Raw genomic sequence first — 21,953 nt, 5'->3', positions numbered from 1 at the left:
CAGGCTCAGGCGTTATCCTGTGCCGCTAATGGAGGCTTTTTCATGAAAATCTACAAAGTCGGCGGCGCCGTGCGTGATCGCCTACTGGGCATCGAGGTCACCGATATAGACCGCGTCGTCGTTGGCGCGACGGCTGAAGAGATGCTCGCCAAGGGTTATAAACCGGTGGGCGCCGATTTCCCGGTATTTCTCGACCCGAAGAACGGTGACGAATACGCCCTCGCTCGCACCGAACGCAAGAATGGGCGGGGTTACGGCGGCTTTATATTCCATGCGAGCCCCGACGTTACGCTGGAAGAAGACCTGATTCGGCGTGACCTGACCATCAATGCCATGGCGGAGGACGACGAGGGTAACCTGACCGATCCTTATCAGGGCCAACGCGACCTTGAAGCGCGTATTTTACGGCATGTTTCCCCCGCGTTCGCCGAAGATCCACTCCGTGTATTGCGCGTTGCGCGTTTCGCCGCGCGCTATGCGCCTCTTGGCTTCAAAGTCGCCCCTGAGACCCTGGAGTTAATGCGCCAACTCAGTGAGTCCGGCGAGTTGGAGGCCCTTACCCCCGAGCGCAGTTGGAAGGAAATCTCACGGGCGCTGATGGAAGATCAACCCCAGGTATTTATCCAAGTACTGCGTGACTGCGACGCGCTGAAAACCTTGATGCCGGAGGTGGATGGGCTGTTCGGCGTGCCGCAGCCCGCAGCTCACCACCCGGAAATTGACACCGGCGTGCACACCTTGAGCGTGCTGGAACAAGCTGCCCTGCACAAGCAACCGCTGAGCGTGCGCTGGGCCTGCCTGCTGCACGACCTGGGCAAAGGCCTGACACCTGTGGATAAGTTGCCGCAGCATATTGCACACGAGCAACGCGGCCTGAAGCTGATCAAAGCGGTGAACGAGCGTTTCAAGGTGCCGAGGGATTGCCAGGAGTTGGCCTTGCTGGTGGGGCAATATCATACCCACGGTCATCGTGCGCTTGAGCTCAAGGCCTCGACATTGCTGGAGTTGTTGCAAAGCTTCGACGTGTACCGTCGGCCACAACGCTTTGAAGAGTTCGTGGTGGCCTGCGAAATGGACGCTCGTGGCCGCAAGGGTTTTGAACAGCGCAGTTATCCACAGGCCGATTATTTGCGCGCAGCGGCAAAGGCTGCACGCGAAGTGCCGGTCGCGCCGCTGCTAGAAAAGGGTTTCAAAGGCCCCGAACTGGGCGAGGCGCTCAAGCGCGAACGGTTAAGCGCATTGAAAGCCTACAAGGAAAACCCCTCTCCTTAGGCGATGGCCGTTGTGGCAAGGGAGCTTACTCCCGCGGGACCGGGCTGGCGCTCCAGTGCGAAGCGCTCCCAAGATAGTGGGGCTGCTGCGCAGCCCAGCGGGAGCAAGCTCCCTCGCCACAACAAGCTCGGCGCCTACAAAAGAGTTCGTGGCGTGAGTGGCTGACCCTGCCATTCGAACGCAACAGGTGCCAATACCTGAGCAATCTGCGCGTCTCGCCATAATTCGGCCATTGTCTTGCCCGCCTCAGGGTGCATACGGTCCGGCGCCATCATCGACAGCGGCCACAACACAAAGGCGTTTTTCAGGATTTCGGCTCGCGGCAAGATCAATCCATCGAAATTGCCCACCAGATCGCCATACAACAACACATCGATATCCAGCGGCAGGCCTTTGCGGTCTGGCGCGTAGCGGCCATTGTCAGCCTCGATGGATTTCAAGCGACGATCCAACTCCATCAACGTCAGGTCGGTATAAGCCGACACCACCAGATTGAAAAACGGCCCACTTTTGATCCCCACCGGCTGGCTTTCGAACACCGCCGAACAGCGCATATCCGTCAAGAAACCCGCCAACGCATCCAAGCCGGCACATAGACGAGCCTCGCGGTCGATATTGCTGCCAAGCCCGAGGTAAACCTGAGTCAACGACATCCGCGCTCGATCTCCACGCCCACGCCCTTGGCAGCCGGTACCGCGCCGGGCTTGGTCAACTTGAGGTGCAGCCAGGGAATCTGGAATTCACTCATCAGCACTTCGGCCAGACGCTCGGCAAAGGTTTCCACCAGTTGGTACTGGGACTGCTCGGCAAAGGCCTGGATACGCGCAGACACCCTGGCGTAATCCAGTGCCAGGGTCAGGTCATCACCGGCCGCAGCTGGGCGATTATCCCAGGCGAAGCTCAGGTCCAGGCGCAGGCATTGCCGGATTCCGCGCTCCCAGTCGTAAGCCCCGATCACGGTGTCGACTTCCAGGCCTTCGATAAACACTCTGTCCAAGCACTTTTCTCCGCAGCACGACAAGGGCACGATGCCCCGTTAGAATCAGGGCGTCCTCGCCCGGAATAGTTAGCATGTTTTGGTCACTGGCGATTTTCGCCTACCTGCTCGGCTCGCTGTCCTTCGCCATTTTGCTCAGCCGCTTGACGGGAAATCCCGATCCGCGAATGAGTGGCTCAGGCAATGCCGGCGCCACCAATATGTTGCGCCTGGCCGGCAAGAAACTCGCCGTCCTGACCTTGCTGGGCGACGTTTGCAAGGGCCTGCTGCCCGTGCTGATCTCCAGCCTCGTCGGCCTTGGCTTGCAGCAGCAAGCCTGGGTAGGCCTATGTGCCGTCCTGGGCCACCTGTTCCCGTTGTACTTCCGTTTTCGCGGCGGCAAGGGCGTCGCCACAGCGGCCGGCATGCTGCTGGGCATTTACCTGCCTGCGGCGTTACTGGCCATGCTCGCCTGGCTGCTGACGTTCTACCTGACCCGCACCAGCTCGCTGGCCGCGCTGATTGCTACGCCGCTGACCCTGCCGCTGCTGGCCTGGCAGGAACCGCAAGCGCTGTTACCAATGAGCGTGCTGACACTGCTGATCGTCTGGCGCCACCGCGGCAATCTACGCGACCTGTTTGCCGGGCGCGAACGGCATTTTTAAATATCCCGCCTGGACTCGGCGCCCTTGAACCTTACAACGGCGGCAATTGTTCCATCGGCCAGCGCGCCTGCACGCTGATCGCCAGGCTTTCGTGCTGTCCGGCCTGCAAGCGCTGGCAACCGGCATAGGCGATCATTGCGCCGTTGTCAGTGCAGAACTCAGGGCGTGCGTAGAACACATTGCCATTCATGTCGCCGAGCATTTTTTCCAGGGAACTGCGCAACGCCTTGTTGGCGCTGACGCCGCCTGCGATCACCAGCCGCTTCATGCCCGCCTGTTTCAGGGCGCGCTTGCACTTGATGGTCAAAGTCTCCACCACAGCCTGCTGGAACGCCAGCGCGATGTCGCAACGGGCTTGCTGGCCGTCGTCCCCGGCGCTCACGCTCTGCTGCCAGGTGTTCAAGGCAGAGGTTTTCAAGCCGCTGAAACTGAACATCAGGCCAGGACGATCACACATCGGCCGCGGGAAGGTGTAGCGACCGGCAACGCCGTTCTCGGCAAGGCGGGCGATTTCCGGCCCCCCCGGATAATTAAGTCCCATCATCTTCGCGGTTTTGTCGAACGCTTCACCGGCGGCATCGTCCAGCGACTCGCCCAACAGTGTGTATTGGCCGATCCCGTCCACCTGAACCAGCTGCGTATGCCCCCCCGAAACCAACAAAGCGACGAACGGGAACTCCGGCGGTGTTTTTTCCAGCATGGGCGCCAATAAATGGCCTTCCATATGGTGCACACCAAGGGCAGGAATGCCCCAGGCAAACGCCAACGCCTGGGCACAAGAGGCCCCAACCAGCAGGGCTCCGACCAATCCGGGGCCGGCGGTGTAAGCGATGGCATCGATCTCGGTTGCCACACAGCCGGCCTCATCCAGCACCTGGCGGATCAGCGGCAGCATGCGCTTGACGTGATCGCGGCTGGCAAGCTCCGGCACCACGCCACCATAGGCGCGATGCAGGTCGATCTGACTGAACAGTGCATCGGCCAAAAGCCCGCGTTCACTGTCGTATAGTGCGACTCCGGTTTCGTCGCAGGAGGTTTCAAGTCCCAGTACTAGCATGGGTTTGCGCCTTGTAGAGGCTGAATTCGAAGGCGCGCATAATAGTCGCCACTCCCCCTCCCGACTAGCGGTTTTCGATCAGAGGCTTTGCATTCCGGGCAATGAGGGGTTAACATCCGCAACCCTTAAAAACCGACGACCTCAGCCGCGAATTTTTTGCGACGAGAACGTTGATTCCCGGTAATGAAAGAAGGTAGCTCTGGATGCCAGCCGTCAAAGTAAAAGAGAACGAACCCTTCGACGTAGCTCTGCGTCGTTTCAAGCGCTCCTGCGAAAAAGCCGGTGTTCTGGCTGAAGTTCGTAGCCGCGAATTTTATGAGAAGCCAACTTCTGAGCGTAAGCGCAAAGCAGCAGCCGCTGTTAAGCGTCACGCTAAGAAAGTTCAGCGCGAACAGCGCCGCGCCGTTCGTCTGTACTAATACACAGACGTTCGTAGCAAGCTTCTGCCAAGCCCGGCCCTCAGCCGGGCTGTTGGCATTTGCGGATATCGCTTGATGCTTCACCGTCGACGCCGCACATGCGACCGAGACACTGCTTCACACGTCAGGGCTGGCTCTTTTGCCAGCGGTGCACGTCTCTTCTGACGAGCCTAACAAGGCTACTGACGAGCACACCTATTCTTCAAACAGACGATCAACTGTATCGGCTGTGCCCAACGAGGCGTTTCCGAGGTCGCCATTGGCCTAGACCGGACGCCCGGGCAACATTTCCATGCCGAAGACTGATCAGAAACTATCCTCAGTAAATATTCGGCAGATACACTCCCTGATGACCCACGCAGACGATGATGATCGAGCACTCCATACGTGCGCTTGAACACGTCACGGGCCCTCATTTACACGCAGTGATGACGAGAACGCCATGGCCGGGCTGATTCCCCAGAGCTTTATTGACGACCTTCTGAACCGCACCGACATCGTCGATGTTGTCAGCTCACGCGTACAGCTGAAAAAAGCCGGCAAAAACTACACCGCCTGCTGCCCTTTCCATAAAGAAAAAACCCCATCCTTCAGCGTCAGCCCCGACAAGCAGTTCTATTACTGTTTCGGTTGCGGGGCGGGCGGGAATGCCCTGGGCTTCCTGATGGACCACGACAACCTGGACTTCCCCCAGGCTGTCGAGGACCTGGCGAAAGCCGCCGGCATGGAAGTGCCCCGCGAAGAAAGTGGCCGGCTGCACAAACCGCGGCAACCCACCGATTCGCCGCTGTATCCGTTGCTCACCGCTGCTGCCGATTTTTACCGCCAGGCACTCAAGAGCCATCCGCAGCGCAAGGCCGCTGTCGATTACCTTAAAGGGCGCGGCCTCACCGGCGAAATCGCTCGGGACTTCGGCCTCGGCTTCGCTCCGCCGGGCTGGGACAATCTGTATAAACACCTGAGCAGCGACACCCTCCAGCAAAAGGCCATGATCGATGCCGGCCTGCTGGTGGAAAACGCCGAGACCGGCAAGCGCTATGACCGCTTCCGCGACCGGGTGATGTTCCCGATCCGCGACAGCCGTGGCCGCATCATCGCCTTCGGCGGCCGTGTACTCGGGGACGACAAGCCCAAGTACCTGAACTCTCCGGAGACCCCGGTGTTCCACAAGGGCCAGGAACTCTACGGCCTGTTCGAAGCACGCAAGAATAATCGCAACCTCGACGAGATCATCGTGGTTGAAGGCTATATGGACGTCATCGCCCTGGCCCAGCAAGGCCTGCGCAACGCGGTCGCGACCCTCGGCACCGCCACCAGCGAAGAACATCTGAAGCGCCTGTTCCGTGTCGTGCCCAGCGTGCTGTTCTGCTTCGACGGCGACCAGGCGGGCCGCAACGCCGCCTGGCGTGCGCTCGAAGCCACGCTGTCGAGCCTGCAGGATGGGCGCCGCGCACGCTTCCTGTTCCTGCCCGAAGGCGAAGACCCGGACACCCTGGTGCGTTCGGAAGGTACCGACGCGTTCCGTGCACGTATCAATCAACATGCGCAGCCGCTGGCGGATTATTTTTTCCAGCAACTGACCGAAGAAGCCGACCCGCGCTCCCTCGAAGGCAAGGCCCATATGGCCACCCTCGCGGCGCCGCTGATCGACAAAGTCCCGGGCGCTAATTTGCGCACGCTGATGCGCCAACGCCTGCTGGAGATCACTGGTTTAAGCGGTGAAGCCGTAAGCCAGCTGGTGCACAGCGCCCCGCAGGATGCACCGCCAGTCTACGACCCCGGCATGGATTACGACGCCATGCCGGACTATGCCGACTTCCACCAACCTCAGGAGGCCTTCGCCCCCCAGCAGGAATGGACGCCGAAGAAGCCCGGCGCCGGCGGCAAGAAGTGGGACAAAAAGCCCTGGAGCAAAAACGGCAAACGCGGTGATCGCGATGAAGCCTACGCACCACGCACGCCCGTAGCGGTGGAAGCCCCCACATTGATTGCACTGCGCACACTGATTCACCACCCGCAATTGGCCGGCAAGGTTGAAAGTGCCGACCACTTTGCCAACGAGAGCAATACCTATGCTCAGGTGCTTATCGCACTGATCGAAGCCGTGCAGAAAAACCCTAAGCTAAACTCAATCCAGTTGATGGCTCGCTGGCATGGCACGGAACAGGGCCGTTTATTGCGGGCACTGGCGGAAAAGGAGTGGCTAATTGACGGCGACAACCTTGAACAACAGTTTTTAGACACCATTAATAGGTTATCCGCGGGTCAACACACTCAGACCCTCGATGAACTTATCAAGAGAGCAAGGCAGCCGGGATTATCGGCTGAAGAGCAGATTAAGATAGCAAAACAGATGCGCGACCTCTTAAAACAGAATGTTTACGCATCAAACCCGACCTCAGCTGGCGTGTGAGGTCATAGCTCGGGTATAATCCTCGGCTTGTTTTTTGCCCGCCAAGACCTTCAGTGGATAGGGTGTTATGTCCGGAAAAGCGCAACAGCAGTCTCGTATCAAAGAGTTGATACTTCTCGGTCGTGAGCAGGGTTACCTGACTTACGCGGAGGTCAACGACCACCTGCCTGAGGATATTTCAGATCCTGAGCAGGTGGAAGACATCATCCGCATGATTAACGACATGGGGATCAACGTATTCGAAACTGCGCCAGATAAGGATTCCCTTATGCTGGCCGACGCCGATACCGACGAAGCCGCCGCTGAAGAAGCTGCCGCCGCGTTGGCTGCGGTGGAGACCGATATCGGTCGCACGACAGACCCTGTGCGCATGTATATGCGCGAAATGGGTACCGTCGAGCTGCTGACACGCGAAGGCGAGATCGAAATCGCCAAGCGTATCGAAGAGGGTATCCGTGAAGTGATGGGCGCCATTGCGCACTTCCCTGGCACGGTTGACCACATTCTCGCCGAGTACACCCGCGTCACCACCGAAGGTGGCCGCCTGTCCGACGTCCTGAGCGGTTATATCGACCCGGACGACGGCATTGCGCCGCCTGCCGCCGAAGTACCGCCGCCTGTTGATGCGAAAGCCGCAAAAGCGGACGACGACTCCGACGACGACGAAGCTGAAAGCAGCGACGACGAAGAAGAAGCCGAAAGCGGTCCAGACCCGGTCATCGCGGCCCAACGCTTCGGTGCGGTTTCCGATCAAATGGAAATCACCCGCAAGGCCCTGAAGAAGCACGGTCGCGGCAACAAGCAGGCAATTGCCGAGCTGGTGGCCCTGGCTGAGCTGTTCATGCCGATCAAGCTGGTGCCCAAGCAATTCGAAGGCCTGGTTGAGCGTGTTCGCAGTGCTCTTGAGCGTCTGCGTGCCCAAGAGCGTGCGATCATGCAGCTCTGTGTGCGTGATGCGCGCATGCCGCGTACCGATTTCCTGCGCCAGTTCCCGGGCAACGAAGTTGACGAAAGCTGGAGCGACGCACTGGCCAAGGGCAAGGCGAAATACGCCGAAGCCATCGGTCGCCTGCAGCCCGATATCATCCGTTGCCAGCAGAAACTGACCGCGCTTGAGACCGAAACCGGCCTGACGATTGCAGAAATCAAAGACATCAACCGTCGCATGTCGATCGGTGAGGCCAAGGCCCGCCGCGCGAAAAAAGAGATGGTTGAAGCGAACTTGCGTCTGGTGATCTCCATCGCCAAGAAGTACACCAACCGTGGCCTGCAATTCCTTGATCTGATCCAGGAAGGCAACATCGGTTTGATGAAGGCGGTGGACAAGTTCGAATACCGTCGCGGCTACAAGTTCTCGACTTATGCCACCTGGTGGATCCGTCAGGCGATCACTCGCTCGATCGCCGACCAGGCCCGCACCATCCGTATCCCGGTGCACATGATCGAGACCATCAACAAGCTCAACCGCATTTCCCGGCAGATGTTGCAGGAAATGGGTCGCGAACCGACCCCGGAAGAGCTAGGCGAACGCATGGAAATGCCTGAGGATAAAATCCGCAAGGTATTGAAGATCGCTAAAGAGCCGATCTCCATGGAAACTCCGATTGGTGATGACGAAGACTCCCATCTGGGCGACTTCATCGAAGACTCGACCATGCAGTCGCCAATCGATGTAGCCACTGTTGAGAGCTTGAAAGAAGCAACTCGCGACGTACTGTCCGGCCTCACTGCCCGTGAAGCCAAGGTACTGCGCATGCGTTTCGGCATCGACATGAATACCGACCACACCCTTGAGGAAGTCGGTAAGCAGTTTGACGTGACCCGTGAGCGGATCCGTCAGATCGAAGCCAAGGCGCTGCGCAAGTTGCGCCACCCGACGCGAAGCGAGCATCTGCGCTCCTTCCTCGACGAGTGATACCAGAACCCCCGGCCCAGGCCGGGGGTTTTGCTTTCTACCGATTGCTTTGACAGATTAACTGCCCCGCACCACCCCACCCTCGCAATGCCCGTCTACACTCGAGACATTCCCCGTGCCATAACGAGACCGTTATGCCCAGATTGCCGACCGTGATACTGCTGTCGCTGCTGACCTGGACCGCAACGGCTGGCGCGTTGACTCTTACGGATGATGAGCGTAGCTGGTTGGCGGACCATCAGGAGCTGCGCCTAGGCGTGGATGCGTCTTGGCCACCTTTTGAATATCGCGATGAAAATGGACGATATCAGGGCTTGGCAGCCGATTACGTACGCCTGCTCCAGGACCGCCTGGGTGTGCGAATCAAACTGATCGAACCGGTTAACTGGACCGCGGTGCTTGAACAAGCCCGCAATAATCAGCTCGACCTGCTGCCGGGCATCATGTCCACCCCCGAGCGCCAAAACTTCCTGGCCTTCACACGCCCTTATCTCGACTTTCCCATCGTCATCCTGGCCCATGAAGGCGGCGCGAAACCACGCAGCCTCAAGGATTTGTATGGGCTGAAAATTGCCGTGGTGGAGAACTACGCGCCCCATGAACTGCTGCGTACCCACCATCCGGACCTGAATCTGGTCGCCCTACCCAACGTCAGTTCGACGCTGCAAGCCCTGGCCACCGATGAAGTGGATGCTGTCGTCGGCGACCTCGCCTCCAGCGTCTGGAGCCTGCGCCAACTCAAGCTCGACGGCCTGTACGTCAGCGGCGAAACGCCCTACCGCTACCAACTGGCGATGGGCGTGCCGCGGGATGAGAAAATCCTGGTGGGCATCCTGGACAAAGTCCTCGCCGATCTCAGTTCAGCCGAAACTGATGCGATCCAGCAACACTGGGTCGGCAGCTTCACCGATCACCGCACCTTCTGGGCTGACCTGCTCACGTACGGCCTGCCAGCGGTGCTGTTGTTGAGTACGGTGCTGGCGATCGTCATTCGGATCAATCGCCGGCTCAGCTCGGAAATTTCCCGTCGGGTCGCCCTTGAGCAAGAACTGCGAAGCAGCGAGTACCACTATCGAGGCTTGGTGGAGAGCTTGTCCGCCATTGCCTGGGAAGCAAGCATCAGCGATTTCACCTACAGCTATGTGTCGCCCCATGCCGAAGACCTGCTCGGCTATCCCCGCGCCCATTGGCTGATTCCAGGCTTCTGGCGCAACATCATCCATCCCGCTGACCTGACCCGCGCCGAGGCCTATTGCTATCGGGAAACTCGTGCTAACCGTGATCACAGTATTGATTACCGGGTCATTACCGCCGATGGCCGCTGCCTGTGGGTACGTGACATTGTCAGCCTGATCGAGCACGGCCACGAGCCAGTGCTGCGCGGCCTGATGATCGACATCAGCGAAGCCAAGCGCACCGAGGAAGCCCTGCAACTGTCCGAGCAGAAATTTGCCTCGGTGTTTCAGCAGTGTCCGGACATCCTGGTGATTGCTCGGTTGTCTGATGGTTGTTTGCTGGAGGTCAACAAGGCATTCGAGGACCAGATTGGCCTGAGCTTTGATGAGGTCGTGGGCAAAACCGCCTCAGATCTGAATATATGGGGCATTCAGGGTGTCGGTCCGGATTTGCTGCAACGGGTACAGACCACCAGCATCCGCAACCTGGAAATGCCTTTTCTGCGCAGCAATGGCCAGGCCTTTACCGGGCTGATCTCAGCCGAGCCATTCCAACTCGACACCACCGAAGCCTTGGTGGTGGTGGTGCGGGACATCACTCAGCTCAAGGAAACCCAACAGCGACTGCAAACCTCTGAAGAAAAGTTTGCCAAAGCCTTCCATGCCTCCCCAGATGGCTTGCTGCTGAGCCGCCAGAGCGACGGCCTGCTGATCGAAGTAAACGAGGGTTTCAGCCATCTGACCGGCTTCACCAGCGCCTCTTCACTCGACCAATCAGCCTTGGACCTGGGCATCTGGGTCGACCTCAACGAACGCAAGCACATGCTGGAATTGATGCAGCGCGACGGTTTTGTCCGCGATTTCATCTGCCATATCCGTCGTGCCGACGGCCAGATTCGCCTCTGCGAAGTGTCCAGCCGCCCACTGCCGATTGGCGACGAAGACTGCATGCTGACCATCGCCCGGGACATCACCGAACGCCAGTTGATGCAGGAAAAACTGCAGCAGGCCGCCACGGTGTTCGAAAGCACCGCCGAAGGCGTCTTGATCACCGACACACGACAGAACATCAGCGCCGTCAACCGCGCCTTCACGGAGATAACCGGCTACAGCGAGGTTGAAGCCCTTGGCCATACCCCGCGCTTGCTCGCCTCCGGCCTGCATGACAGCGCGTTCTATGCGGCGATGTGGTACCAGTTGACGAGCCATGGCCACTGGCAAGGAGAGATCTCCAACCGCCGCAAGAACGGCGAGGTGTATCCGAGCTGGCTGACCATCAGCGCTGTGCGTAACCGCGAGCAATTGGTCACGCACTTCGTTGCTGTGTTTGCCGACATCTCCAGCCTCAAGCTGGCCCAGGCCCGCCTGGATTATCAGGCCCACCACGACCCATTGACTGGCCTGCCCAACCGCACCCTGTTTGAAAACCGGCTGCAGGCCGCCCTCAACGGCCAGCAGGAAAGTGGTAAACAGGGCGCGGTGCTGTTTCTCGACCTCGACCGCTTCAAGCACATCAACGACAGCCTCGGCCACCCGGTCGGCGACCTGCTGCTCAAAGACATCGCCGTACGCCTCAAGGAGCAGTTGCGGGACGTGGACACCGTTGCTCGCCTGGGCGGCGATGAATTCATCATCCTGCTGCCCGGCTTGCAACAGGCCAGCGACGCCCAGCACTTGGCGAACAAACTGCTCGACTGTTTTACCCCGCCATTCCAGGCCGGCGAGCATGAGTTCTTTATCAGCGCCAGTATCGGTACCAGTCTGTATCCGCAAGACGGTACCGACGTCGCCACCCTGGTCAAAAATGCCGACGCCGCGATGTATCGCTCCAAAGCCAAGGGGCGCAACCGGGTCGAGCGCTACACCCGCGACCTGACGGCCCAGGCCAATGAACGCGTAGCGCTGGAGCACGAACTGCGCCGCGCCATCGAACGTGAAGAATTGAGCCTGTATTACCAACCCAAACGCAGCCTGGTCACCCAACAACTGATCGGTGCCGAAGCCTTGATCCGCTGGCACCACCCGACCTTGGGTGAGGTCCCGCCCGAGCACTTTATTGCCCTGGCCGAAGAGAACGGCATGATCCTGCAAATCGGAGACTGGGTACTGGAACAGGCGTGCCGGCAGCTGCACGCCTGGCAAGCGGCTTTCGAGGATTTCGGCCCCCTGTCGGTCAACCTCGCAGGCGCGCAACTGCGTCACCCCAACCTGCTGTCACGCATCGAACAACTGCTGCGCGATTACCGCCTCGAACCTGGCTGCCTGCAGTTGGAGATCACCGAAAACTTCATCATGAGCCAAGCCGAAGAAGCGCTCGCGGTGTTGCACCAACTCAAGCGCCTGGGCGTACAGCTGGCGATCGATGATTTCGGCACCGGCTACTCGTCCCTCAGCTACCTCAAACGCCTGCCCCTGGACTTCCTCAAGATCGATCAATCTTTCGTCCGCGGCTTGCCCGACGACCCTCACGATGCAGCCATCGTGCGCGCCATCATCGCCCTCGGCCACAGCATGCAATTCACCATCATCGCCGAAGGCGTGGAAACCCCGGCACAACAAGCATTCCTCGCAAGCGAGGGGTGTGAACAGATGCAAGGCTACATCGTCAGCCTGCCCCTGCCGCCGGAGCTTTTTGCCGCCAGCTTCCTTCGCACGAAGCTGGAGGATTTTTCGGATGGCACAGTGAACAAACCATCGTTATAATCCGCGACCTACTGAGGGCCTATAGCTCAGTTGGTTAGAGCAGGGGACTCATAATCCCTTGGTCGTAGGTTCGAGTCCTACTGGGCCCACCATACTCAAAGCCGCGCATTGCGCGGCTTTTGCGTATCTGGCCGAGTGATTTTGTCCGCAGGGCCAAGCCTGTAACATGCCTGCTCACTGCCCTCCCGCACTGGAGCTCTCCCCTTGCCCGCCCTAGACGAAATCGACCGCCAACTGATCGCCGCCCTGCAGCTCAACGCCCGTGAAAGCGTGGCCATGCTCGCCCGGCAGTTGGGCATCGCCCGCACCACCGTCACGTCGCGTCTGTCACGCCTGGAGAAAACCCAGGTCATCACCGGTTACGGCGTGCGCCTGGGCCAGCGCGTTGCGGATGGTGGGTTGCAGGCTTATGTGGGCATTACCGTGCAACCCCGTTCGGGCAAAGAGGTGTTGCGCAGGCTGAGCGCCATGGCCCAGGTGCAACAGTTGTGCGCGGTAAGTGGGGAGTTCGATTACGTGGCTTGGCTGCGCACCGATTCGCCGGAGCAACTGGACCAATTGCTGGACCAGATCGGCAGTGTCGACGGCGTGGAGAAAACCACCACCTCGATCATCCTCAGTAGCAAATTGGATCGCGGACAACCAATCTGACCGCTCAACTCGTCACATTGACTAAAACTAGCGCAATCCGACGACATATTGCGCCTTATTAACGCGCGCAACGTTCCCTAAACTGGCTGCCATCTTTTCCTATACTCAACGGGCCCTCCTCCCGCCGAGCCGTCAGTAAGGTCAGCCATGAGCATTCCGTCCAGCACTCTCAGCAAGCCCAATCGCCACCCGGGCGATGGCAAGAAACCCATCACCATCTTCGGCCCGGATTTCCCGTTTGCCTTTGATGACTGGATCGAACACCCCGCCGGGCTGGGCAGTATTCCTGCGGCTAATCACGGCGCCGAAGTGGCGATCGTCGGTGCCGGGATCGCGGGCCTGGTGGCGGCCTACGAGCTGATGAAACTCGGGCTCAAGCCCGTGGTGTATGAAGCCTCGAAGATGGGTGGCCGCTTGCGCTCGCAGGCCTTTGAAGGCGCCGAAGGCATCATCGCCGAGTTGGGCGGCATGCGGTTCCCGGTGTCGTCCACGGCGTTCTACCATTACGTGGACAAGCTGGGACTGGAAACCAAGCCCTTTCCCAACCCGCTGACGCCGGCGTCTGGCAGCACTGTGATCGATCTGGAAGGCCAGACTCACTACGCGCAAAAACTCTCCGATTTACCGGCACTGTTCCAGGAAGTCGCCGATGCCTGGGCCGACGCCCTGGAGGCCGGTTCGCAGTTCGGCGATATCCAGCAGGCAATCCGCGACCGCGACGTGCCACGGCTCAAGGAACTGTGGAACAAGCTCGTGCCGCTGTGGGATGACCGTACCTTCTACGACTTCGTCGCCACCTCCAAAGCCTTCGCCAAATTGTCGTTCCACCACCGCGAGGTGTTTGGCCAGGTCGGTTTCGGCACCGGCGGCTGGGACTCGGACTTCCCCAACTCCATGCTGGAAATCTTCCGCGTGGTGATGACCAACTGCGATGATCATCAACACTTGATCGTCGGTGGCGTGGCACAAGTGCCCATGGGCATCTGGCGCCATGTGCCGGAACGCTGCGCCCACTGGCCGGCCGGCACCAGCCTGAGCTCGTTGCATAGAGGCGCACCACGGGCCGGCGTGAAGCGCATTGCCCACGCCGCCGATGGCCGTTTCGCCGTTACCGACAACTATGGCGACACCCGCGAATACGCGGCGGTGCTGACCACCTGCCAAAGCTGGCTGCTGACCACCCAGATCGAATGCGACGAAACCCTGTTCTCGCAAAAAATGTGGATGGCCCTGGACCGCACTCGCTACATGCAGTCCTCGAAAACCTTCGTGATGGTTGATCGCCCATTCTGGAAAGACAAAGACCCGCAAACCGGGCGCGACCTGATGAGCATGACCCTCACCGACCGCCTGACCCGTGGCACCTACCTGTTCGATAACGGTGACGACAAGCCGGGGGTGATCTGCCTGTCCTACTCGTGGATGAGCGACGCACTGAAGATGCTGCCCCAGCCTATCGACAAGCGGGTGAAACTGGCCCTCGATGCACTGAAGAAGATCTACCCCAAGGTCGACATCAAGGCGCGCATCATCGGCGACCCGATCACCGTGTCCTGGGAGGCCGACCCGCATTTCCTCGGGGCCTTCAAAGGTGCCTTGCCCGGTCACTATCGTTACAACCAACGGATGTATGCGCACTTCATGCAGAAGGATATGCCCGCCGAACAGCGCGGGATCTTCATCGCGGGTGATGATGTATCGTGGACGCCTGCCTGGGTCGAAGGCGCGGTACAAACCTCGCTCAACGCGGTATGGGGCATCATGAACCACTTCGGTGGCAGCACCCACCCGGAGAACCCAGGCCCAGGCGACGTGTTCGATGAAATAGGGCCAATCGCCCTGGCAGAATAAGGAGTTGAGCATGCGTGTCGCCCTGTACCAATGCCCGCCGCTGCCGCTGGATGTGGCCGCTAACCTGCAGCGCCTGCACCAACTGGCCCATGAGGCACACGGCGCCGATGTGCTGGTGCTGCCAGAGATGTTCCTCAGCGGCTATAACATTGGCGCCGAAGCCGTTGGCGCACTGGCCGAGGCACAGGATGGGCCATCGGCGCAGGCGATTGCCGAACTGGCGCAAAGTGCCGGGCTGGCGATCCTGTATGGCTACCCGGAACGGGCCGAAGACGGCCAGGTCTACAACGCCGTGCAATTGATCGATGCCCAGGGCACGCGCCTGTGCAATTACCGCAAGACCCACTTGTTTGGCGATCTTGACCACTCGATGTTCAGCGCCGGCCCCGATGATTTTCCGGTGGTGGAATTGAACGGTTGGAAGGTAGGCATGCTGATTTGCTACGACCTGGAGTTTCCGGAAAACACCCGGCGCCTGGCCCTCGCCGGTGCCGAACTGATTCTGGTGCCCACCGCCAATATGGTGCCGTTCGACTTTGTTGCCGACGTCACCGTGCGGGCGCGAGCCTTTGAAAACCAGTGTTTTGTGGCCTATGCCAACTACTGCGGGCACGAAGGCGAGATTCACTACTGCGGGCAAAGCAGCATTGCCGCGCCGGACGGCCAGCGAATTGCCCAGGCCGGCCTGGATGAAGCCTTGATCGTCGGCACCCTGAATCACCAATCTATTGTCGACGCCCGCGTCGCCAACCACTATCTGCAAGACCGTCGCGCCGAACTCTACGGCGCACTGCACAAGCCCTGACCCATTGGGTTTGCTAGCATAGGCACTTCCCACGCCTCGGAAGTGCCCATGCCTGCGCCGGTTCACCCTCATCCCCTTCACCTGACCCTCGCCAATGGCCTGCGGGTTTGCCTGCGCCATGCGCCACGCTTGAAACGCTGCGCCGCCGTTTTACACGTGGCTGCCGGCAGCCATGACGTGCCATTGGCCTGGCCTGGGCTGGCGCATTTTCTTGAGCACTTGTTGTTTCTCGGTACAGAGCGTTTTCCAGCCGGCGAAGGGCTGATGGCCTACGTGCAGCGCCACGGTGGGCAGGTCAACGCCAGCACCCGTGAGCGCACCACCGAGTTCTTCTTTGAACTGCCGGTGCCGGTTTTTGCAGACGGGCTGGCGCGTTTGGCGGATATGCTGGCTCACCCGCGCCTGGCCCTCGACGATCAACAATGTGAACGCGAAGTGCTGGACGCGGAGTTCATCGCCTGGTCCCAGGATGCCAAGGCTCAACAGCAAGTGGCGCTGCTGCAAGGCTTGGCGGCAGATCATCCCCTGCGCGGTTTTCATGCCGGCAACCGCGACAGCCTGCCGGTGGAAAGCGACGACTTTCAGCACGCCTTGCGAGGGTTCCACGCACGCTTTTATCAAAGCGGGCAGATGACCTTGAGCCTCGCCGGTCCACAATCGCTGGCCGACCTGCAGGCCTTGGCCCAGCAGTTCAGTGACCAACTGACGCCCGGCCCATTGCACCCCCAGGCCGCTCCACCGGCCTTGATGCATGGCCCGGCATGCCGTTATCAGCACGTCGCCGGCCAACACCTGCATCAGGTCATTACCTGTAACGCGCCACAGGAAGCGCTGGCGTTTCTCTGCACCTGGCTCAACGCCTCGGCCCCCGGTGGGTTGCTCGCCGAGCTGCAAGCACGACGACTGGCCACCGCGCTGCAGGCGTCCGTGCTGTACCAATTCGCGGATCAAGCCGTGCTGGATATCGACTTTACTCTCGGCAGCGCGCGCGAACCGGCCACGTCGATCGAAGAGTTGCTGCACGACTGGCTGAGTTTCTTCGCACACAGCGACTGGACAGCATTACGCGAAGAGTTCGCCTTGCTCAATGCTCGCCAGCAACAGGTCCAAGGCGCCCTGGCGTTGGCGCGCAACGATGCCCAAGACCTATCGGAACAAGGCGTCGTAGCCCTCAAGGCCATGCTCGACTCACTGCACCTGCCTACCTCCCGCCACCCTTGGCAACTGCCGCCCAATAACCCCTTGCTTCGTGCTCCCGCCAAGGAAGAACGCGCTGGCCTGATCCGCGGCCAAACCAGCGCCCACCGTGGCTTGCGTACCTTTGCCCAGGATCGCTCACGGGGCCGACGGGAGCTGTCAGCGTTGACCTTCAGCCAGGCGTTGGCGGATGACACTGGCGAAGGCGCGCTGTACCTGCAGTGGCGGTTTGACTCGGCGGTACCCACCGGGCTGGAAAGCCTGTTGCGGCCGTTGCGCGAACAGGCACGGCAGGCGGGCGTGGAGTTGTCTTGCGAAACGATCGCCACTGACTGGCAGGTGAAGATGCACGGCCTCCACGAGCCCATGCCGGCGGTGCTTGAAGCGTTGGCGCGGTGTCTGAGTGACTCGGATGAACCTTTGCCACCGACCGCTCCCGTGCCGATGATCGCCATCCGGGAACTGCTCAAGGCGTTGCCCGCTTGCTGCGCGGGTGTTCAGCCCCAGCCTCAGGAGACAACAGCATCATGGGCTACCGCGCGCTGGCAGGCGCTGGGCGCTGGCCTGCCCACCGCCTGTGAAGCCGCGATCAAAGCCGCAGCGGCCCGGCTGCCTGGGCAACCGGCAAGCCTGCCTTATACACCTCACGTCCTTGACGGACAAAAGCACTGGCACGCAGTCAGCACCGAATCCAGCGAAGCAGCGCTACTGTTATTTTGCCCAACGCCAACTCAATCCCTCGCCGATGAAGCCAACTGGCGGTTGCTCGGGCACGTGCTCCAGGGGCCGTTCTACCAGCGCTTGAGAGTCGAACTGCAAATCGGCTATGCCGTCTTCAGCGGCATCCGACAGATCAACGGCCAAACCGGCCTGTTGTTTGGGGTGCAGTCGCCCACCCTCTCCCTAGACGGCATCGTCCAACAGTTGCAGGCCTTCCTGGGGCAACTGCCGTCGTTGATCGAGCGCAGTCCCGACTTGGGTAACCAGGCCCTCGCGCAGCAGTTCGCGGCCCAGACGCAGCCCATCAATGAAGCTGCCGACTTGCTCTGGCATGCGCACCTGGCAGGCCATTCGTCGGGTTATCTGGAACAGCTTCAACAGTTGATCCAAGCGTGCACACGCGAGGATGTGCAGCGCGCCGCGCAACGACTCAATGACGCCGCAGGCGGCTGGCAATGCGTGGCCAACGGGCCGCGTATCAGCGACGACTGGCAAGCAGCGCCGTGATCATTGCCAACCCTGCAACAGGCTTTCTCCACCGAGACAGCGCTAACTTGAATAAAATTGAGTAACATTGCGCAGCAATATCTGAACATCTCCAATGGGAGGTGGACTATATGTATTACTTGGTAGTGAACGTCCCATCCCTTGATAGGAGTAAGAATATGACCTGGTCCAAACCTGCTTACACTGATCTGCGTATTGGTTTCGAAGTCACCATGTACTTCGCCAGCCGTTGATTGGCTGAGTGACACAACGCCTCGGTTCGCCCGGGGCGTTTTTGTTTTGAGCTGTGCTTGATGGAGCGATCATGTTTGTCCAGATTTTAGGTTCCGCCGCCGGCGGTGGCTTCCCGCAGTGGAACTGCAACTGCGTGAACTGCGCAGGTTTTCGCGATGGCAGCCTGCGGGCCCAGGCGCGTACCCAGTCATCCATCGCGATCTCCGACGATGGCGTGAATTGGGTGCTCTGCAATGCCTCGCCGGATATCCGCGCGCAACTCCAGGGTTTTGCGCCCATGCAACCGGGCCGCGCCCTGCGCGATACCGGCATCAGCGCAATCATCCTCATGGACAGCCAGATCGACCACACCACCGGCCTGCTGAGCCTGCGCGAAGGCTGCCCGCACCAGGTGTGGTGCACCGACATGGTCCACGAAGACCTGAGCACCGGTTTCCCGTTGTTCACCATGCTGACCCACTGGAACGGTGGCCTGGCCTGGAACCGCATCGAACTGGACGCCAGCTTCACCATCCCGGCCTGCCCCAACCTGCGCTTCACCCCGCTGCCGCTGCGCAGCGCCGCACCACCCTATTCGCCGCACCGCTTCGACCCGCACCCCGGTGACAACATCGGTCTGATCGTCGAAGACCTGCGCACCAACGGCAAATTGTTCTACGCACCGGGCCTGGGCAAGGTCGACGCACCGCTGCTGGACATCATGGCCGGCAGTGACTGCCTGCTGGTCGACGGCACGATGTGGGACGACGATGAAATGCAGCGCCGTGGCGTCGGCACACGCACCGGGCGTGAAATGGGCCACCTGGCACAGAACGGCCCCGGTGGCATGCTTGAAGTGCTGGAGCAACTGCCCAAACAGCGCAAAGTGCTTATCCACATCAACAACACCAACCCTATCCTCGATGAAGACTCCCCTGAGCGAGCGGAGCTGGTGCGGCGCAATGTCGAAGTGGCTTACGACGGCATGAGTATTGAATTGTAGGAGCGATCGAAATGACCGACACACCGTTGAGCAAGGCTGAGTTCGAAGCCGCCTTGCGCGCCAAGGGCGCCTTCTACCATATCCATCACCCTTACCATGTGGCGATGTACGAAGGCCGCGCCAGCCGTGAGCAGATCCAGGGCTGGGTCGCCAATCGCTTCTACTATCAGGTGAATATCCCGCTGAAAGACGCGGCGATCCTGGCCAACTGCCCAGACCGTGAAATCCGTCGCGAATGGATCCAGCGCCTGCTCGACCATGACGGCGCGCCCGGTGAAGACGGCGGTATCGAAGCCTGGCTGCGCCTGGGCCAGGCCGTGGGCCTGGACCCCGACCAACTGCGCTCCCAGGAGTTGGTGCTGCCCGGCGTACGCTTCGCCGTGGACGCCTATGTCAACTTCGCCCGCCGCGCCAGCTGGCAGGAAGCCGCCAGCAGCTCGCTGACCGAGCTGTTCGCGCCGCAAATCCACCAGTCGCGCCTCGACAGTTGGCCCCAGCATTACCCGTGGATCGACCCGGCCGGTTACGAGTACTTCCGCACACGACTGGGCCAGGCCCGTCGCGATGTGGAACACGGCTTGGCGATCACCCTGCAGCACTACACCACCCGCGAGGGGCAGGAGCGCATGCTGGAAATTCTCCAGTTCAAACTGGACATCCTCTGGAGCATGCTGGACGCCATGAGCATGGCCTATGAACTCAAACGCCCGCCGTATCACAGCGTGACCGAACAGCGGGTATGGCATAAAGGGATCACCCTATGAGCTTTGATCGCAGCAAAAAACCGACCTGGCGCCAGGGCTATCGCTACCAGTACGAGCCTGCACAGAAAGGCCACGTGTTGCTCTACCCCGAAGGCATGATCAAGCTCAACGATAGCGCCGCATTGATCGGTGGCCTGATCGACGGCGAGCGCGACGTTGCGGCAATCATTGCCGAGCTGGATAAGCAGTTCCCCGGTGTGCCAGAGCTGGGTGACGACATCGAGCAATTCATGGAGGTCGCCCGTGCTGAGCACTGGATCACCCTTGCCTGAAAAGCCAGCCATCGGCCTGCCTCTGTGGCTGCTGGCCGAGCTGACCTATCGCTGCCCGCTGCAGTGCCCGTATTGCTCCAACCCGCTGGATTTCGCCGAGCAGGGCAAGGAGCTGAGCACCGAACAATGGATCAAGGTATTTCGCGAAGCCCGTGAAATGGGCGCAGCGCAGCTGGGGTTTTCCGGCGGTGAACCGCTAGTACGCCAGGACCTGGCCGAACTGATCGGCGAGGCCCGCAAGCTGGGTTTCTACACAAACCTGATCACCTCTGGCATCGGCCTCACCGAACAAAAAATCAGCGACTTCAAGAAAGCCGGCCTGGACCATATCCAGATCAGCTTCCAGGCCAGTGACGAACAGGTGAACAACCTGCTGGCCGGCTCCAAAAAAGCCTTCGCGCAAAAACTGGAAATGGCCCGAGCGGTGAAAGCCCACGGCTACCCGATGGTGCTGAACTTCGTCACCCATCGCCACAATATCGACAAGATCGACCGCATCATCGAGCTGTGCATTGCGCTGGAAGCAGATTTCGTCGAACTCGCCACCTGCCAGTTCTACGGCTGGGCACAGCTCAATCGCGTGGGCTTGCTGCCCACCCGCGAGCAGTTGGTGCGCGCCGAACGCATCACCAATGAATACCGCGCCAAACTGGAAGCCGAAGGCCACCCCTGCAAGCTGATCTTCGTGACACCGGATTATTACGAGGAACGCCCCAAAGCCTGCATGAATGGCTGGGGTAGCATCTTCCTGACAGTCACTCCCGACGGCACCGCCCTGCCCTGTCACGGCGCGAGGCAGATGCCCGTGCAGTTTCCCAATGTGCGCGACCACAGCATGCAGCACATCTGGTACGACTCGTTTGGCTTCAATCGCTTTCGTGGCTACGACTGGATGCCTGAGCCATGCCGTTCATGCGACGAAAAAGAAAAGGACTTCGGCGGCTGCCGTTGCCAGGCCTTCATGCTCACTGGTGACGCCAGTAATGCCGACCCTGTATGCAGCAAATCCGAGCAGCACGGCATCATCCTGCAAGCGCGGGAAGAGGCCGAACATGCCACCCAGACCATCGAGCAACTGGCCTTTCGCAATGAGCGCAACTCAAGGCTCATTGCAAAAGGCTGAGCGCCTCAACGCTTGGCGATGATGTACACCGCGTGGATGATGCCAGGGAAGTAACCGCACAGGGTCAGCAGGATATTCAGCCAGAATGCACCGCCGAAACCTACTTGCAGGAACACACCCAATGGCGGCAGCAGAATGGCGATGATGATACGAATGATGTCCATGGGTCAGCTCCAGAAAATCGGCTCGTGTGAGCCGTGTAGCTAATCGACCTTGGCGGTTCGTGAGGGTTCAGTGGATTCTGGCATTGGG

Annotated in this window: 19 protein-coding genes and 1 tRNA gene; 16 read left to right on the top strand and 4 right to left on the bottom strand. The window is 60.1% G+C overall.

Going from position 1 to position 21,953, the window contains the following annotated elements; translation table 11 throughout:
* Positions 1-42 precede the first annotated feature (42 nt).
* Entirely contained in the window at positions 43-1,272 is a 1,230-nt protein-coding gene (locus GIV35_RS02325) for a multifunctional CCA addition/repair protein (protein WP_236264057.1), read from the top strand.
* Between the two features lie 134 nt (positions 1,273-1,406).
* Here GIV35_RS02325 and folK read toward each other — a convergent pair whose 3' ends face one another.
* Positions 1,407-1,925 carry a 2-amino-4-hydroxy-6-hydroxymethyldihydropteridine diphosphokinase gene (gene folK / locus GIV35_RS02320; protein WP_105228749.1) on the bottom strand — a complete coding sequence of 173 codons (519 nt, stop codon included), beginning with the start codon at positions 1,923-1,925 and terminating at the stop codon, positions 1,407-1,409.
* On the bottom strand, positions 1,916-2,269 hold the full coding sequence (gene folB / locus GIV35_RS02315) for a dihydroneopterin aldolase (protein ID WP_032895029.1): 354 nt from the start codon (positions 2,267-2,269) through the stop codon (positions 1,916-1,918). The genes folK and folB overlap by 10 nt, the downstream gene beginning before the upstream one ends.
* 74 nt (positions 2,270-2,343) lie before the next feature.
* Between folB and plsY the strand changes: the two genes are divergently transcribed.
* The gene (plsY, locus tag GIV35_RS02310) at positions 2,344-2,913 is read left to right on the top strand and encodes a glycerol-3-phosphate 1-O-acyltransferase PlsY (protein ID WP_236264058.1); all 570 of its coding nucleotides are present in this window, start codon (positions 2,344-2,346) and stop codon (positions 2,911-2,913) included.
* Between the two features lie 31 nt (positions 2,914-2,944).
* Here plsY and tsaD read toward each other — a convergent pair whose 3' ends face one another.
* Positions 2,945-3,970 carry a tRNA (adenosine(37)-N6)-threonylcarbamoyltransferase complex transferase subunit TsaD gene (tsaD, locus tag GIV35_RS02305; protein ID WP_003194748.1) on the bottom strand — a complete coding sequence of 342 codons (1,026 nt, stop codon included), beginning with the start codon at positions 3,968-3,970 and terminating at the stop codon, positions 2,945-2,947.
* Positions 3,971-4,173: 203 nt separating this feature from the next.
* Here tsaD and rpsU point away from each other — a divergent pair, with 203 nt between their 5' ends.
* From rpsU to pqqE, 14 genes are all read left to right on the top strand, one after another.
* Positions 4,174-4,389, top strand: coding sequence for a 30S ribosomal protein S21 (rpsU, locus tag GIV35_RS02300; RefSeq protein ID WP_002551877.1), 216 nt, complete (start codon positions 4,174-4,176; stop codon positions 4,387-4,389).
* A gap of 442 nt (positions 4,390-4,831) precedes the next feature.
* Positions 4,832-6,802 (top strand): DNA primase, encoded by a 1,971-nt coding sequence (dnaG, locus tag GIV35_RS02295; RefSeq protein ID WP_236264059.1) that lies wholly within the window; start codon positions 4,832-4,834, stop codon positions 6,800-6,802.
* 67 nt (positions 6,803-6,869) lie between these two features.
* Complete coding sequence (rpoD, locus tag GIV35_RS02290; protein WP_105228752.1) at positions 6,870-8,717, top strand: RNA polymerase sigma factor RpoD; 1,848 nt, start codon at positions 6,870-6,872, stop codon at positions 8,715-8,717.
* 134 nt (positions 8,718-8,851) lie between these two features.
* Positions 8,852-12,595, top strand: a complete 3,744-nt coding sequence (locus GIV35_RS02285) for a bifunctional diguanylate cyclase/phosphodiesterase (RefSeq protein ID WP_213154457.1) — start codon at positions 8,852-8,854, stop codon at positions 12,593-12,595.
* A 15-nt stretch (positions 12,596-12,610) separates the two neighbouring features.
* Positions 12,611-12,687, top strand: a tRNA-Ile gene (locus GIV35_RS02280).
* Between the two features lie 112 nt (positions 12,688-12,799).
* A complete protein-coding gene (locus GIV35_RS02275) occupies positions 12,800-13,246 on the top strand; it encodes an Lrp/AsnC family transcriptional regulator (RefSeq protein ID WP_213154455.1) in 447 nt (148 codons plus the stop codon).
* Between the two features lie 147 nt (positions 13,247-13,393).
* Complete coding sequence (locus GIV35_RS02270) at positions 13,394-15,097, top strand: flavin monoamine oxidase family protein (protein ID WP_034128835.1); 1,704 nt, start codon at positions 13,394-13,396, stop codon at positions 15,095-15,097.
* A gap of 10 nt (positions 15,098-15,107) precedes the next feature.
* Entirely contained in the window at positions 15,108-15,902 is a 795-nt protein-coding gene (locus tag GIV35_RS02265) for a carbon-nitrogen hydrolase family protein (protein WP_105228756.1), read from the top strand.
* 48 nt (positions 15,903-15,950) lie between these two features.
* Positions 15,951-18,326, top strand: a complete 2,376-nt coding sequence (gene pqqF / locus GIV35_RS02260) for a pyrroloquinoline quinone biosynthesis protein PqqF (RefSeq protein ID WP_236264060.1) — start codon at positions 15,951-15,953, stop codon at positions 18,324-18,326.
* Between the two features lie 158 nt (positions 18,327-18,484).
* Complete coding sequence (gene pqqA / locus GIV35_RS02255) at positions 18,485-18,559, top strand: pyrroloquinoline quinone precursor peptide PqqA (protein ID WP_003194766.1); 75 nt, start codon at positions 18,485-18,487, stop codon at positions 18,557-18,559.
* Between the two features lie 71 nt (positions 18,560-18,630).
* Positions 18,631-19,542, top strand: a complete 912-nt coding sequence (gene pqqB / locus GIV35_RS02250; RefSeq protein WP_057976573.1) for a pyrroloquinoline quinone biosynthesis protein PqqB — start codon at positions 18,631-18,633, stop codon at positions 19,540-19,542.
* 11 nt (positions 19,543-19,553) lie between these two features.
* A complete protein-coding gene (pqqC, locus tag GIV35_RS02245) occupies positions 19,554-20,306 on the top strand; it encodes a pyrroloquinoline-quinone synthase PqqC (protein ID WP_003194770.1) in 753 nt (250 codons plus the stop codon).
* On the top strand, positions 20,303-20,578 hold the full coding sequence (gene pqqD, locus GIV35_RS02240; protein ID WP_003194772.1) for a pyrroloquinoline quinone biosynthesis peptide chaperone PqqD: 276 nt from the start codon (positions 20,303-20,305) through the stop codon (positions 20,576-20,578). Before pqqC ends, pqqD begins: the two co-directional genes overlap by 4 nt.
* The gene (gene pqqE / locus GIV35_RS02235) at positions 20,571-21,701 is read left to right on the top strand and encodes a pyrroloquinoline quinone biosynthesis protein PqqE (RefSeq protein ID WP_052200001.1); all 1,131 of its coding nucleotides are present in this window, start codon (positions 20,571-20,573) and stop codon (positions 21,699-21,701) included. The genes pqqD and pqqE overlap by 8 nt, the downstream gene beginning before the upstream one ends.
* Before the next feature lie 5 nt (positions 21,702-21,706).
* Here the strand turns inward: pqqE and GIV35_RS02230 are convergent, their stop codons facing one another.
* Positions 21,707-21,865 (bottom strand): YqaE/Pmp3 family membrane protein, encoded by a 159-nt coding sequence (locus GIV35_RS02230; protein ID WP_003194776.1) that lies wholly within the window; start codon positions 21,863-21,865, stop codon positions 21,707-21,709.
* Positions 21,866-21,953 lie beyond the last annotated feature (88 nt).

Origin of the sequence: Pseudomonas sp. PA-1-6B, assembly GCF_021609545.1 — a bacterium.
GTDB lineage: Bacteria > Pseudomonadota > Gammaproteobacteria > Pseudomonadales > Pseudomonadaceae > Aquipseudomonas > Aquipseudomonas fluorescens_BV.
Note: the sequence above shows the minus strand (reverse complement) of the source record. Positions and strands in the feature narration are given on the sequence as shown.

Coding starts and splice junctions, on each gene's coding strand:
- GIV35_RS02325 (WP_236264057.1), top strand. CDS start 43: ATGAAAATCTACAAAGTCGGCGGCGCCGTGCGTGATCGCCTACTGGGC.
- folK (WP_105228749.1), bottom strand. CDS start 1,925: ATGTCGTTGACTCAGGTTTACCTCGGGCTTGGCAGCAATATCGACCGC.
- plsY (WP_236264058.1), top strand. CDS start 2,344: ATGTTTTGGTCACTGGCGATTTTCGCCTACCTGCTCGGCTCGCTGTCC.
- tsaD (WP_003194748.1), bottom strand. CDS start 3,970: ATGCTAGTACTGGGACTTGAAACCTCCTGCGACGAAACCGGAGTCGCA.
- rpsU (WP_002551877.1), top strand. CDS start 4,174: ATGCCAGCCGTCAAAGTAAAAGAGAACGAACCCTTCGACGTAGCTCTG.
- dnaG (WP_236264059.1), top strand. CDS start 4,832: ATGGCCGGGCTGATTCCCCAGAGCTTTATTGACGACCTTCTGAACCGC.
- rpoD (WP_105228752.1), top strand. CDS start 6,870: ATGTCCGGAAAAGCGCAACAGCAGTCTCGTATCAAAGAGTTGATACTT.
- GIV35_RS02285 (WP_213154457.1), top strand. CDS start 8,852: ATGCCCAGATTGCCGACCGTGATACTGCTGTCGCTGCTGACCTGGACC.
- GIV35_RS02270 (WP_034128835.1), top strand. CDS start 13,394: ATGAGCATTCCGTCCAGCACTCTCAGCAAGCCCAATCGCCACCCGGGC.
- GIV35_RS02265 (WP_105228756.1), top strand. CDS start 15,108: ATGCGTGTCGCCCTGTACCAATGCCCGCCGCTGCCGCTGGATGTGGCC.
- pqqF (WP_236264060.1), top strand. CDS start 15,951: ATGCCTGCGCCGGTTCACCCTCATCCCCTTCACCTGACCCTCGCCAAT.
- pqqB (WP_057976573.1), top strand. CDS start 18,631: ATGTTTGTCCAGATTTTAGGTTCCGCCGCCGGCGGTGGCTTCCCGCAG.
- pqqC (WP_003194770.1), top strand. CDS start 19,554: ATGACCGACACACCGTTGAGCAAGGCTGAGTTCGAAGCCGCCTTGCGC.
- pqqD (WP_003194772.1), top strand. CDS start 20,303: ATGAGCTTTGATCGCAGCAAAAAACCGACCTGGCGCCAGGGCTATCGC.
- GIV35_RS02230 (WP_003194776.1), bottom strand. CDS start 21,865: ATGGACATCATTCGTATCATCATCGCCATTCTGCTGCCGCCATTGGGT.